This is a genomic window from Sphingomonas sp. 3P27F8 (assembly GCF_005502745.1).
Lineage (GTDB): Bacteria > Pseudomonadota > Alphaproteobacteria > Sphingomonadales > Sphingomonadaceae > Sphingomonas.
Genome location: NZ_SCNL01000007.1, coordinates 215090 through 228498, shown reverse-complemented (window position 1 = coordinate 228498; position 13409 = coordinate 215090). Strand labels below are relative to the sequence as shown.

The 13409-nt window shown below is 67.3% G+C and carries 14 protein-coding genes and 1 pseudogene; 14 read left to right on the top strand and 1 reads right to left on the bottom strand.

Annotated elements, in window-relative coordinates:
* From FFS35_RS19995 to FFS35_RS10720, 7 genes and pseudogenes are all read left to right on the top strand, one after another.
* Positions 1–347: pseudogene (locus tag FFS35_RS19995) on the top strand (hypothetical protein); the annotation flags it as partial.
* Positions 344–847: a flagella basal body P-ring formation protein FlgA gene (locus FFS35_RS10745; protein ID WP_137787082.1), complete on the top strand. Its 504-nt coding sequence runs from the start codon at positions 344–346 to the stop codon at positions 845–847. The pseudogene FFS35_RS19995 and the gene FFS35_RS10745, both read left to right, overlap by 4 nt.
* 63 nt (positions 848–910) lie before the next feature.
* Positions 911–1213 (top strand): flagellar biosynthesis anti-sigma factor FlgM, encoded by a 303-nt coding sequence (gene flgM, locus FFS35_RS10740; RefSeq protein WP_137787081.1) that lies wholly within the window; start codon positions 911–913, stop codon positions 1211–1213.
* The gene (locus FFS35_RS10735; RefSeq protein ID WP_137787080.1) at positions 1200–1514 is read left to right on the top strand and encodes a flagellar protein FlgN; all 315 of its coding nucleotides are present in this window, start codon (positions 1200–1202) and stop codon (positions 1512–1514) included. The genes flgM and FFS35_RS10735 overlap by 14 nt, the downstream gene beginning before the upstream one ends.
* A gap of 77 nt (positions 1515–1591) precedes the next feature.
* Positions 1592–2446: a lytic transglycosylase domain-containing protein gene (locus FFS35_RS10730; RefSeq protein ID WP_137787079.1), complete on the top strand. Its 855-nt coding sequence runs from the start codon at positions 1592–1594 to the stop codon at positions 2444–2446.
* A gap of 6 nt (positions 2447–2452) precedes the next feature.
* On the top strand, positions 2453–4513 hold the full coding sequence (flhA, locus tag FFS35_RS10725; RefSeq protein WP_137787078.1) for a flagellar biosynthesis protein FlhA: 2061 nt from the start codon (positions 2453–2455) through the stop codon (positions 4511–4513).
* Positions 4510–5256, top strand: a complete 747-nt coding sequence (locus FFS35_RS10720; protein ID WP_137787077.1) for a FliA/WhiG family RNA polymerase sigma factor — start codon at positions 4510–4512, stop codon at positions 5254–5256. Before flhA ends, FFS35_RS10720 begins: the two co-directional genes overlap by 4 nt.
* A gap of 170 nt (positions 5257–5426) precedes the next feature.
* Here FFS35_RS10720 and FFS35_RS10715 read toward each other — a convergent pair whose 3' ends face one another.
* Positions 5427–6263, bottom strand: coding sequence for a flagellin (locus tag FFS35_RS10715; protein WP_137787076.1), 837 nt, complete (start codon positions 6261–6263; stop codon positions 5427–5429).
* Between the two features lie 273 nt (positions 6264–6536).
* Between FFS35_RS10715 and FFS35_RS10710 the strand changes: the two genes are divergently transcribed.
* Genes FFS35_RS10710 through FFS35_RS10680 form a run of 7 tightly spaced genes read left to right on the top strand, consistent with a single transcriptional unit; the run spans position 6537 to position 13376 of the window.
* Positions 6537–7799: a sigma 54-interacting transcriptional regulator gene (locus FFS35_RS10710; protein WP_137787075.1), complete on the top strand. Its 1263-nt coding sequence runs from the start codon at positions 6537–6539 to the stop codon at positions 7797–7799.
* Positions 7796–8158 carry a flagellar hook-basal body complex protein FliE gene (gene fliE / locus FFS35_RS10705; protein WP_137787074.1) on the top strand — a complete coding sequence of 121 codons (363 nt, stop codon included), beginning with the start codon at positions 7796–7798 and terminating at the stop codon, positions 8156–8158. Before FFS35_RS10710 ends, fliE begins: the two co-directional genes overlap by 4 nt.
* A 3-nt stretch (positions 8159–8161) precedes the next feature.
* Positions 8162–9859: a flagellar basal-body MS-ring/collar protein FliF gene (fliF, locus tag FFS35_RS10700; protein WP_137787073.1), complete on the top strand. Its 1698-nt coding sequence runs from the start codon at positions 8162–8164 to the stop codon at positions 9857–9859.
* Positions 9860–9863: 4 nt separating this feature from the next.
* Positions 9864–10883, top strand: a complete 1020-nt coding sequence (gene fliG, locus FFS35_RS10695; RefSeq protein WP_283214563.1) for a flagellar motor switch protein FliG — start codon at positions 9864–9866, stop codon at positions 10881–10883.
* Positions 10876–11625, top strand: coding sequence for a FliH/SctL family protein (locus FFS35_RS10690; RefSeq protein ID WP_137787072.1), 750 nt, complete (start codon positions 10876–10878; stop codon positions 11623–11625). The genes fliG and FFS35_RS10690 overlap by 8 nt, the downstream gene beginning before the upstream one ends.
* Positions 11626–11635: 10 nt before the next feature.
* Positions 11636–12964, top strand: coding sequence for a FliI/YscN family ATPase (locus FFS35_RS10685; RefSeq protein WP_137787071.1), 1329 nt, complete (start codon positions 11636–11638; stop codon positions 12962–12964).
* Positions 12957–13376 (top strand): hypothetical protein, encoded by a 420-nt coding sequence (locus FFS35_RS10680; protein ID WP_137787070.1) that lies wholly within the window; start codon positions 12957–12959, stop codon positions 13374–13376. The genes FFS35_RS10685 and FFS35_RS10680 overlap by 8 nt, the downstream gene beginning before the upstream one ends.
* The last annotated feature ends 33 nt before the right edge of the window (positions 13377–13409 follow it).

Genomic DNA, 13409 nt, shown 5'->3' with positions numbered 1-13409 from the left:
GCCCCAGCCCGCCCGCGATCCCGCTGGCCGCCAATATCGTGGCGGGTTTTGCGCCTGGCTCCGCCGGGCTTCCCGCCGCCCCCGACGCGCTGATCGCTTGGGCGACAGACGTGGCGCGCGATCCACGCGTTGCTCTCACCGTTACGGGCGGCACCGATGGCACGGCTGCCGACGTCGATCCGGATACCGGCAGCGCCGCCGTGCTCGCCACCGATCGTGCCCGCGCGGTCGCCGCCGCGCTGGGAAAGATCGCGCCCGGCCGCATACTGGTGGCCACCACCAATCGCGCTGGCCACCGCCAGGTCACCGTTACGCTTGCGTTCGCAGGCGAAGGAAATCCACAATGATCGCTCTCGCGCTGCTTGCCGCCGCCTCGTTCCAGGATATTGCCGCGCTTGATCGCGGCGTCTCCGCCTTTACCGGACGGCCGATCGGTGAGGAGGGCGGCGCGCGCGCGGCGGTCGATCCGCGCCTGCGGCTCGCGCAATGCCCGATGGTGTCGATGGCGTGGCGGACCGACGCGCATGACGCGGTGGTCGTCACCTGCACCGGGCCGGAATGGCGCATCTTCGTGCCGGTGGTGATGCCCGCGCGCACCACCGTCATCTCGTCGCCCGCCAGTGCGCAGGCCCCGGCACGCAACGCCGAGAAGATCATCAAGCGCGGCGATCCGCTGATGATCGAGGCCGGATCGAACGGCTTTTCCATCATGCGGGAGGGCGTTGCGATGGGCGACGCAGCCGTCGGCGAACGGCTGATGGTGAAGGTCGATACTGCGCGGATGCCCGTCCAGGCGGTCGCCGTGGAGCCCGGCCGCGCGACGCTTCCCGGCTGGGGCGAACAATGATGCTAAAAGTTTCCCGCGCCCGGTCGTTTAAGCCCATGTCAGCGAAACCGGGAAGGTGCGGACATGGTGGATTCTATCGGCTCAAGGCCTGTCACGACGAACGACCTGCCGGTCGCGCCGGTCGTGCGCGTCCAGGCGCCCAGCGCTGTTCCGGCGGTATCGAACCAGTCGGACACGGCGGTATCGCAGAGCCAGCAGTCACCCACGCTCGCCTCCCAGCTAGCGGCGAAGCCGCCCGTCGACGCCGAACGCGTGCGCCGTATCAAGGAGGCGCTGGCGAACGGCACCTTTCCGCTCTCTCCCGCAACGCTGGCCGATCAATTGATCGCGCTTCGCTACGATTGGCTTGCCAATGACAAGGCGTGACGCGCTGATCCGCGTGATCGATTCGCTTCACGCAGAGATCGCGGCGCTGAAAGACAATGACATCGGCGCCCTCGAGCGCGCGACAGCGGAAAAGCTGGCCACGATCGAAACGCTGCGCGCGCTGGGCGACGGCCCCGCCAGCCCCGAATTGCAGGAGCTGGCGAGCGAGGCAAACCGGCTGAACGAAACCTGCCGCATCTATGTCAACCTGATGGCGGCAAATGTTCGCCGCCGGCTGCAGCTGCTTACCGGCGAGGGCGGCAATGCCTATCGCCGCGGGCCCGTCACCGCCTACGCCTGACGGGCGGCCTTCCAGCTTAACCGCTACTGGCACGGTTTTTGCTGAGGTATTCCCGAACAGGGAAACCAACGTAGCTGATGACCGTCAACGCCATCACCGCCAATGCCGGCCGCATCCAGTCCGCGATCCAGCGGGCGGCAGCGCGCACCGGCATCGATTTCGACTATCTGCTCGGCCAGGCGAAAGTCGAAAGCGGGCTGAACGCGACTGCCAGCGCAACCACCTCCTCTGCGCGCGGGCTGTATCAGTTCGTCGAGCAGAGCTGGCTGTCGGTGATGAAGCAGCACGGCAGCGAATACGGCCTCGGCTGGGCCGCGGGCGCGATCGGACGCACTGCATCGGGCAAGCTTTCGGTGAGCGATCCGGCGACGAAGCAGGCGATTCTCGCGCTGCGCAACGATCCCGAGATCGCCGCCGCGATGGCCGCCGAACACGCATCCGACAACAAGGATGCACTGGAAAGCGCGACCGGCCGCACCGCCACCGGCACCGATCTCTATATGGCGCATTTCCTCGGCCTGGGGGGCGCGCGCCGCTTCCTCACCAACATGCAGAACAATCCGGATGCCAGCGCGGCCAGCCTGTTTCCCGCCGCCGCGCGCGCCAATCGCAGCGTGTTCTATAACGGCGACGGCAGCGCGCGATCGCTTTCCGACGTCTACCAGCGTTTCGCGAGCAAGCTTGGCGATGGCGCCGGCAATGCCGGCAACGGCGGCAATAGTTTGCCGCCCATGCAGTTTGCAGCGCAGGCGCTGGACCTGGATGGCGCGACCGTCGTCACCGGCGCGAACCAGACGGCGAGCGACGCGCTCTCATGGGCGAGCAATGCGCTCGGCGCGCGATCGGGCCAGACGCAGGCGGCCAGCCTGCTGCGCCCCACGCCGGATACGGCGCGGCTCGCCTACATGATGCTCGCGCGGATGGGGGGCTAGCACCTGATGAAATTGCTCGCCAACGCCCGCAGCGCCGCGCTCCCGCTCGCGATCCTGCTGCTCGTCGTCGTGATGGTGGTGCCGATCCCGGCGGCGCTGCTCGACGTGTTTTTCGTGGCAAATATCGCGATCAGCCTTGCGGTACTGATGGTGGCGCTGAACGCGCAGAAGCCGCTCGATTTCTCCGCCTTCCCCACGGTGCTGCTGTTCGCGACGCTGTTCCGCCTCGGCCTGAACGTCGCCTCCACCCGCGTTGTGCTGGTGCACGGGCATGAGGGCGAGGCGGCCGCCGGCCATGTGATCGAATCGTTCGGCACCTTCCTGATCGGCGGCGATTATGTCGTCGGCATCTTCGTCTTTGCGATCCTGATGATCATCAACCTGATCGTGGTGACCAAGGGCGCAGGCCGGGTATCCGAAGTGTCGGCGCGCTTCACGCTCGATGCGCTGCCCGGCAAGCAGATGGCGATCGACGCCGATCTCAACGCCGGCCTCATCACGCCGGACGAAGCCAAGAAGCGCCGCGTCGAGGTATCGACCGAGGCGGATTTCTACGGCTCGATGGATGGTTCGTCCAAGTTCGTGAAGGGCGATGCGATCGCGGCGATCCTGATTCTGGCGGCGAACATCATCGGCGGCCTGATCCTCGGGCCGATCAGCCACGGCATGTCGCTGGGCGCGGCGGCCAAGGGCTACACCCTCCTCGCGATCGGCGACGCGCTCGTGGCGCAGCTTCCCAGCCTGATGCTGTCGATCGCCGCCGCCGCGATCGTCACCCGCGTCTCCTCCGAGAAGGATCTCGCCGGGCAGATCGGCAGCCAGTTCGGCGCGGCGCGCACCTGGACGCCGGTGGCCGGCATCCTCGCGCTGCTCGGCGTATTGCCCGGGATGCCGCACATGGTGATCCTGCCCGCCGCCGCCATCGCCGGATTCGCGGCGTGGAAACTGCGCCAGATCGCCAACCGCCCCGCGCCCGTGGTGGAGGTCAAGGCCGAGCCGGTCGATCAATCCCGGATCGGCTGGGACGAGGTGACGGACGGCATGATGGTCAACCTCGACATCGGCTACGGGCTGGTGCCACTGGTCGATGAGCGCAAGGGCAGCCCGCTCATGTCGCGCATCACCGGTGTTCGCCGCCAGCTTTCCAAGGATCTCGGCTTTGTCGTGCCGCAGGTGAAGGTGCGCGACGACATCAATCTTGCGCCTTATACCTATCGGCTGCTCGTCGGCGGCGTGGTTGTTGGCGAGGATCAGGTATCGCCCGACGAGATGCTGGCACTGGATACGGGCACCGGCTTCGGCGAGCTGCACGGCAAGAAGGCGAAAGACCCGACCTTCGGGCTGGACGCGACATGGATCGTGCCGGGGGATGCCGATGCGGCGACCGGCGCGGGTTATCTGGTGGTCGATTCCGGCACCGTCATCGCGACCCATCTCAACCATGTGCTCGGCGCGAACGCTGCCGATCTGCTGAGCGCCGACGAAGTGCAGGCGCTGCTCGAGGGGCTGAAGGAGCGCAATCCGCAGCTCGTTGCTTCGCTGTCTCCGCAACCGCTGTCCGTCACGACGCTGACGACGGTGCTCAAGAGCCTGCTGGCCGAAGGCATTTCGCTCAAGGAATTCCGCCGCATCGCCGGCGCCATCGCGGTTATCGCGCAGAAAACGCAGGACGCCGAAGAAATCGTCGAGCTGATTCGCCCCGAACTCGGGCCGCTCATCATCCAGAAACTGTGCGGCGTGCGCGAGCCGCTGCGCGTGATGACGCTCGAGGGCCAGCTTGAAGGGCTGCTTGGCCAGGCGGTGCGCAGCGATCCGGCGCGACGGCACGTGATCGAGCCTGATCTCGGCCGCCGCATCGTCGACGCGCTGCAACGCGCCGCGCAACCGCTGGTCAACGAAGCGAAACCGTTTGCGCTGGTCGTCCAGCCCGCGATCCGCGTCGCGATCCGCAAACTCGTCAAAACCGTGCTGCCGGATACCCCTGTCATGAGCTTCTTCGAAGTACCGGAAGACAAGGCCGTCGAAGTTGTCGCCGTGATCGGCGCGCAAGAGGCGCTGCCGGCATGAGCGCGGAGCCGCATCGCGATGCCTTCGCGAACGCCGCGCCACTGACGTATACGCCCCGCGCACGCGCGCGGGACGAGACGGCGCTGGTCAAGGAGCATCTGCCGCTCGTCCGGCGGCTGGCGTGGCATGTCCACGGCAGTGTCTCGACCGCGGTGGAGGTCGAGGATCTCGTGCAGGTCGGCCTCGTCGCGCTGGTCGAGGCGGTCGCGACGTTCGAGGACCGCGGACAGGTGACGTTCAAACAGTATCTCGCCACCCGGCTGCGCGGGGCGATGATCGACGAGCTGCGCCGCCATGCGGCCATGACACGGGGCGCGATCCGCCGCCGCCGCGAGTATCGCCGCGTGACCGCGCAACTCGCGACCGAGCTTGGCCGCGCGCCGACCGATGGCGAGGCGGCCGAGCGGCTCGGCGTGACGCTGGAGAAGCTGCGCACCGATTACGTGGCGGCCGAGGCGGTGCGCTTCGACCCGCTCGACGAAGTATATGCCGATGACCAGCCATGGTTCGCCAGCGACGAGCCAGATGCTTTCGACCAGCTCGCGGATGGCGAGCTGCGCGATATGCTGATCGCGGCGATCGAGGCGCTGCCGGAGCGCGAGCGGATCGTGATACACCTCTATCACGTCGAGGAACTGAACCTCGAGGAGATCGGCCAGACACTGGGCGTAGGCGCTGCGCGCGTGTGCCAGATCAAATCGGCCGCCCATGCGAAGCTCAAAAAGGCCCTGCTGCCGCGCTGAGCGAGGCCGCGCGCCGCCCCACGACCGCGAACACCAAAGCGCCGGCCATCGCGCCGGCGCCATCTTTTTGGGAACACGGACAAACGAAACCCCGGTGGCCTGTCGGTCACCGGGGTCCGTAACAGGCTCCGACACCCTGTGGGGGGGCGGCGCCGAAGCCGGGCGGCTGATTACTGAAGCAGCTTCAGCACGCTCTGCTGCGACTGGTTCGCCTGCGCCAGCATCGCGGTCGACGCCTGCGACAGGATCTGCGCCTTGGCGAGGTTCGTCGATTCGGTCGAGAAATCTGCGTCCTCGATCCGGCTCTGCGCGTCGGACAGGTTGGTGACGTTCGAAGTCAGGTTGTTGACCGCCGACTCGAGCTGGTTCTGCGACGCGCCGAGCCCGGCGCGGGTGTTCGCGATCTCGGTGATCGCATCATCGAACTGCGACAGATCGGTGATCGGCGTCGTCGCGCTCGCAGCGGCCGTAACGGTCGTCGTCTTGCCGGCGGCGGCGGTGAGGTCGGTGGACAGGTCGAGCGTCACCGTGTCGGCGCTGTTGGCGCCGGCCTGGATCACGACCTTGCCGTCGCCTGCCGAGCCGGCCGAGCCGTCAAACAGGTTCTGACCGTTGAACTGCGTGTTCTTCAGCACCGAATCGATCTGCGTCGCGAGCGCCTTCTGCTCGGCGGCGATATTCTTCTTGTCGGCCGTCGAATACGTGTCGTTGCCGGCCTGGACCCCCAGTTCACGCATACGCTGCAGCATGTTCGTCACTTCGTCGAGCGAGCCTTCTGCCGTCTGCGCCATCGAGATGCCGTCGTTGGCGTTGCGGATGCCCTGGCTCATGCCGCGGATCTGCGAGGTCATGGATGCGGCAATGGCGAGGCCGGCGGCGTCGTCCTTGGCCGAGTTGATACGCTTGCCGGTCGACAGGCGCTCCATCGCGGTCGACAGCGCGCTGTTGGCGCTGACCGATGCGGCAGTCGCGCGCATCGCGTTGGTGTTGGTTGCGATAACCGTCATGTTCATTCTCCGTCGTGGCTGACGGGTCCGCCGCCCCCCGAAGTGCGGATGGCCGAGCCGTCAACCATCGAAACGACCGGCCGCCGCCGCGTTTTAGTGATCACCGGAAAAATTTCGCGTTCGCCGGGGCCAATGCGTGCGCAGTCGCGCCCGATCGCGCTCGCATGCGCTACGCGCGCGTGCGCCCGGAAAAAATCTGCCGGCCGGCAAATTCCTATACTTGCCGTTAACCTTTTTCTCTCATTCTGGGCTGACCGAAACACCGGGGGGAAAATGCGGTCCATCGTTCCGTCAGCGGCAATCGCCGAACGCCATGTCGCGCTGCTATCGTCGCTGCGCGCGCAGGGCTTCGCGGTTGAGAAGCCCGGCGCCCGCGCCACCGCCGACATGATGTGGCTGGCCGCGCCCGGCGAAATGAGCCCTGCCCCGGCGCGCACCGTGCTGATCGGCGAGGGCGTTCGCGCGGTCGTTCCGGCGAACGATGGTGCACCGGCGAGAATCACCTTTGATCGCGCGGATGCCGTGGTCGGCAACGCTTTCGCCCGCGCGCTGATCGCCGGCCCGGATGCCCCCACCGCTGCCGATCCCGAGAGCCTCGCGCTGTTCGCGCTTGCCGAGCGCGTCGCCGAGGCCGACATCACCGTGCTCATCAATGGCCCGACCGGCACTGGCAAGGAAGTGCTGGCGCGGACCATCCACCAGAATTCCGCACGCCGCGACGGCCCGTTCATCGCGCTCAATTGCGCCGCACTGCCCGAAACCATGCTGGAAGCGATGCTGTTCGGCCATCAGAAGGGCGCTTTCACCGGCGCCTCTTCCGGCGGCGAAGGCTTTTTCCGCGCAGCACATGGCGGCACGATCCTGCTCGACGAAATCGCGGAAATGCCGCTCGCGCTGCAATCCAAATTGCTGCGCGTGCTGCAGGAGCGCGAGGTGGTGCCGATCGGTGCGACCCAGCCGATCGCGGTGGATGTGCGTGTCATCGCCTGCGCCAATCGCGATCTCCAGACCGAGGTAGCGGAAGGCCGATTCCGCGCCGATCTTTATTACCGGCTGTCGGTTTTCCCACTCGCCACCAAAGCACTGGCGGACCGCCCGCAGGATATTCCCGCGCTCGCCGCGACGATGATCCTGCGCCATGCCCGCAACCGCGCGATCGTGCCATGGCCGTCGGCCGAGGCGATCGCGGCGCTTTGCGCGCATGACTGGCCCGGCAACGTCCGCGAGCTGGAGAATGTCATCCAGCGCGCGCTGCTCTTCGCCGGCGGCGACACGATCGAGGCGGGGCATATCGTTTTCGATCGCCCGGCCGCCGCGCCGCGCATCCCTGCTGACGAGGCATCCACGCTGGGCAAGGTGGTGCAGCTTTCCGAGTTCGCCGCGATCCGCGAAACGCTGCGCGCGTGCAACGGCAGCCGGATCGAGACCGCGCGTCGGCTCGGCATCTCCGAGCGCACGCTGCGCTACCGGCTCGCCCGGGCACGCGAGCAGGGCGAGGATATCGCCGCCCCGCATAGCAAGGTGGCGTCGGCATGAGCGGCATCGACAGCGTGGGCGGTATCGACCGCGTGATGGCGCTGCGCGCGCAGATTCTGGAACGCAACCAGGCATTGTCGCGCGCCGGCCAGTCTGTCGCGGCGCCGCAATCCGGCGGCATATCGGGCGCGACGCAGGCGCCAAGCTTCTCGCAATCGATGGAGACCGCGCTCTCCAGGGTCAATGACACGCAGCAGAAGGCGTCCGCCCTTTCCGAAGCCTATGAGCGCGGCGAGACGGTCGACATCGCCAAGGTCATGCTCGCGCGCCAGGAGGCCTCCGTCGGCTTCGAGGCGACGCTGCAGGTCCGCAACAAAATCCTGTCCGCCTACAAGGACATCATGAGCATGCCGGTGTAAGATATGGCCAACGCACTCGCTCCTTCAAACCCGGTGATCCCTGAGCGGTTCGCCAATCCCCTGCGACAGATCCAGGGCGTGTTCGCGCAGCCCGCGGTGCGCCGCGCCGGCCCGATGGCCTTGCTGATCGGGCTGATCGGCGCGGCAGCGCTCGCCTGGTCGATGCTCGCGACGCCGCCGCAGAAAACGCTGTTCTCCGGCCTTGCCGACAGCGACAAGGCGGCGGTCACCTCCGCGCTCACCGCCGCAAACATCAAGAGCCATGTCGATACCGGCACCGATTCGCTCACGGTGGCGGAAGATGATTTCGCCAGGGCACGGATGCTGCTGGCGGGTCAGGGCCTGCCGAAATCCACGCCCGCGGGTTACGCGATCCTGGATCAGCTGCCGATGGGCGTGTCCCGGGCGGTGGAAGGGGAGCGGCTGCGGCAGGCACGCGAAACCGAGATCGCGCGATCGATTCAGGAGATCGATACGGTGGCGGAGGCACGGGTCCACCTTGCCGTGCCGGAAGCCAGCGTGTTCGTGCGCGACAATGCCGCGCCATCCGCTTCGGTGGTGCTGAAGCTCCAGCCGGGACGGTCGCTCAGCGACGCGCAGGTCGGCTCGATCGTCAATCTCGTCGCGTCGTCGGTGCCGGGAATGAAGCCGGACAACGTGACCGTCGTCGATCAGATGGGTGGGCTGCTCTCAAAATCCGGCGGGCAAACGGATAACGGCAGCGAACAGCGCATTCGCGTGCAGCGGCAGGTGGAGGACAAATACCGCCAGCAGCTCATCCAGCTCCTGACCCCGCTGGTCGGCGCGGGAAATTTCACCGCCGAGGTGCAGGCCGACGTCAATCTCGACGAAACGCAGGCGACCCGCGAAAGCTATGACAAGCAGGGCACGCTGCGGGCCGAGGCCGGCAACTGGACCGGCAATCAGGCCGCGAACGGCGCGCAGACACCCGGTGGCATCCCCGGCACGCTGAGCAATACCCCGCCGCCCGCAAGCACCTTGCAGAAGCCGCAGCCGGCGACCGGCGCGAGTGGCCAGCCGCAGCCGGCCGCCTCGCCTTCTCCCGCTGCCGGCGCTCCCGCCCCGGATGCGAACAAGCAGTCGGACCAGTTTCAGCGCGCCTATGATCTGGGCAAGGAAGTGTCGGTCACGCGCGCCGCGCCGGGCGGAATCAAGCGGCTGTCGGTCGCCATCCTGTTGCGTGAGCCGGACAAGGGCCGCCGGACCGCGATGGAGGTGGGCCAGATCACCGATCTCGTGAAATCGGCGGTCGGCTTCGACGCCGCGCGCAACGACAATGTGACGGTCATCAGCAAGAAGTTCGCCGATGCATCGGCAATGGCGAGCGGGCCGAAATGGTATGACAACAGCTGGCTTCCGGTGCTCGCCCGCAACATCACCGCCATCGTGATCGCGCTGCTGGTGCTGTTGCTCGGCGTCCGCCCGCTGGCCAAGGCGCTGATGAAGAAGCGCGATGATGCTTCGACCGCTCCAGCGCTCGCCGGGCCAGGCGGCGCTCAGATGGGCAGCGCCGGTGCGATCACGGGCGAAGGCGGCGGCATCCAGATCGCCGGCCCGGTGGGGATCGACGATCTCGAACGGGCGCAGAGCTATGAGGAGCGGATCGGCGCCGTGCGCGGCTTCACTCGCGACAACCCGGCGCGCGCCGCGCTCGCGGTTCGCGACATGATAAAGGCATAATCCGGTGAACGCCCCAACCACCGCGATCGTCCGCAGCTTCAGCGGAATCGAGCGCGCGGCTGTGCTGATGATGCTCGTCGGTGAGGAAGAGGCTGCCGCGATCCTCCAGAAGCTGGAGCCGGATGAGGTGCGCCAGCTTGGCAAGGCGATGTTTTCCGTCGCGGACGTGAGCGAGGGCGAAGTGGCGGGGGTGCTCGACGATTTCGTCGGCCGTGCCCGCGAGCGCACCGGCATCGCCTTCGACCCGCGCCCGAAAATCGAGGCGGTGATGCATCGCGCACTCGGCCAGGAAAAGGCCGACAGCGTGCTCGCGCGCATCACGCCGACGGACGCGGCGTGCGGGATCGACCTGCTCGACTGGATGGACGCGGCCGAGATCGCCGGCATGATCGAGAAGGAGCATCCACAGATCGCCGCGGTGCTGATCGCCAATCTCGATCCCTCGGTCGGCAGCCAGGTGCTCGAACTGCTCCCCGCAGCCGTTCAGCCTGAAGTGCTGCATCGCATTGCCACGCTCGGCCCGATCACGCCGGAAGCGGTGGAGACGCTGCGCACCATGCTCGCGAACCGCGGCAGCAGCGCGCAACAGGGCGCGCAGATGCAGCTCGGCGGCACGCGCGAGGCGGCGAAGATTCTGCAAAGCGCGCGCAAGGCGACCGAGCAGCGGGTGATGCCCAAGCTGTTCAAGCTCGACAAGGAAACCGCCAAGGCGATCGAGGAGGCGATGTTCGTCTTCGACAATCTTCTCGACATGGACGACAAGAATCTGGGCACGCTGATCCGCAACATCGACGGCGATATTCTCACCCGCGCGCTGAAGGGCGTGGACGAGGCAGCGCGCAACCGTTTCCTCGGCTGCATGTCCGCCCGCGCCGCCGACGGCATACGCGACGACATGGAAGCACGCGGACCGATGAAGCTTTCCGAGGTCCTGGAGGCGCAGAAGGCGATCATCCAGATCGCCCGCAATCTGGCCAAGGACGGCACGATCATGATGGGCGGCGGCGAGGACGATTATGTCTGAGGCCTCGCAGGATTTCGTCGTCGGCCTTTCCGCGCGCGGCAGCGACGCAGCGCTGCGCCTGCAACGCAGTTTCGCCGAACAGACACCGGGCTTCGCCCCCGCCGATCTGATCGCGCGGATCAAGGAAGCGTTCACGGGCGAAGGTGAAAGCCGTCCGCGCGGCTACGCGCCGGCCGATGCCGGCACCAGTCCAACCGAGGGCTGGAACCCGCTCGACGCATGCGCCGAGCCGTCCCCCTTCATCGATCCGGTGCAGGTGGCGCAGCAGGCCGGGTTCGACGCTGGCTATGCCGCCGCGCAGGCCGAGCATAACGAGGCGGCGGAGCGCGATCGCGCGCTGCTGGCCCGGCTGGTCGAGGCAATGCGATCGGATGCGCGAATCGATCGCGAGCGACTGGCCGCGCATCTGCGGCAAACGGTGCTGCATCTCGTAACGCGGCTGGTCGGCGAGACAGGCGTGTCTGGAGAGCTGCTCGCCGCGCGTGTCAAAACGGCGACCGAACTATTGGCCGACGCGTCGGAGAGCGCGATGCTGCGCGTCCACCCGGCCGATATCGCGCTGCTTGAAGGGCATCTGCCGGCGACGGTTTTTGCGATCGGCGATGCGCAGGTAACTCGCGGCAGCTTCGTGATGGAGGCCGCCTCCACGATCGTCGAGGACGGGCCGGAAATCTGGCTCGACCAGCTGGCACGCGCGCTCGACAAGATTGCCGTGCCGAAATTTTCCTCCGACGCGGATTGACGCGGGCGCGATGCTGAACCGTTTCACCGAAGATTATCTGGACGCTCTGGATGCGGGCGACTTCCGCCCCGTACCAAAGGTCTCCGGCCGGCTCGCCTCGTTCGACGGGCTGCTGATGGAAGCGATCGGGCTCAATCTGCCGGTGGGCACGGTCTGCCAGGTCGGGGATCGCGCGAACGGGGTGGAGGCCGAGGTGATCGGCTTCCGCAACGGCCGCACGTTGCTGATGAACCTCGGCGGCCCGGCCGCGCTGCTTCCGCAGGCGCCGGTGCGGCCGATCGGCGAGCCGGGCGCGGCGGAGGTGGGCAAGGCGCTGCTCGGCCGCGTGGTCGATGGCGCTGGCCGCCCGATCGACGGGCTTGGCGCGATACGTGGCGCGGGCGCGTGGCCGCTCGCGGGGAGGCACCAGTCTCCGCTTGATCGCGGGCGCGTGCTGCAACCGCTTGATGTCGGTGTTCGCGCGATCAATGGCCTGCTGACGATCGGCAAGGGCCAGCGCATCGGTATCATGGCGGGCTCGGGCGTCGGCAAATCCGTGCTCCTCGGAATGATGGTGCGCGCGGCGAAAGCCGATGTGATCGTCATCGGGCTGATCGGCGAGCGGAGCCGCGAAGTGGCCGACTTCCTCGAAACCAAGGTCGCGGGGCAGGCGCGCGCAAAAAGCGTCGTCGTCGCCGTCCCCGCCAATCATTCGCCGGTGCTGCGCATTCGCGGCGCGCTGCGCGCCACCGCCATCGCCGAAGCCTTCCGCGCGGAGGGCAAGGACGTGCTGCTCATCATGGATTCGCTCACTCGCGTCGCGCATGCGGGGCGGGAGATCGGCCTTGCTCTGGGTGAGCCGGCGTCGGCGCGTGGCTATCCGCCGTCGGCGATCGCGATGCTGCCCAATCTGATCGAGCGGGCGGGCACCGACGTTACATCGGGCGGCTCGATCACCGCGATCTACACCGTGCTGGCCGATGGCGACGACGGCAACGATCCGGTCGTTGATTCCGCGCGCTCGATCCTGGACGGGCACATCGTGCTTAGCCGCACGCTTGCCGAGCGCGCCGTCTATCCCGCGATCGACATATCGAAATCGGTGAGCCGCGTGATGACCGACATCGCCGCGCCCGCGCATATCCAGGCCGCGCGCGTGCTTCGTCGCCATCTTGCGACCTATGAGGAAAATCGCGATCTGGTGCTGATGGGCGCCTATCGCAGCGGCAGCGATGCGGAGATCGATGCCGCGATCGCCTATCACCCGGCAGTGATGGAATTCATCCGACAGGACGCAGACGCGATCGTGCCGTTAGAGGATTCGGTTGCGGAGCTGACCGGCGTGTTCGGCGATGGCTGATCCAAAGAAGCTCGCTCGCGTACTGCGCGTGCGGACGCTGCAGCTCGGACTGGCGCATGCGGATGAGGCGCGGGCACGCGCGGCGCATCAACAGGAAGCCGCGCTTTCGTCCCGGATCGCGCTGCTGGCGGATGAGGTCGCGCCCGCACCGGTGGGCGCGGCCGGTTTCTCGCTTGCCGCGGCGGCACATTATCGTGAGCGGCTGCACCGGTCGGCCGAAACCGCCGCGAACCGGGTTCGCAGCGCCGAAGCCGACGCCGAGCGCGCCGCTGCGGCCACCCGCGCAGCGAAGCGCGATCAAGGCGCAGTCGAAAAACTGATCGAGCGCGGAATGGCCGATGCCGCGCTGCGCGAAATCCGCGCCCTCCGCGAGACGCCCCCGGTTCGAAAGATCCGGCACGATCCTTGCTGAGTACTGGTCGGGAACAACACCGCCGACGAGCAG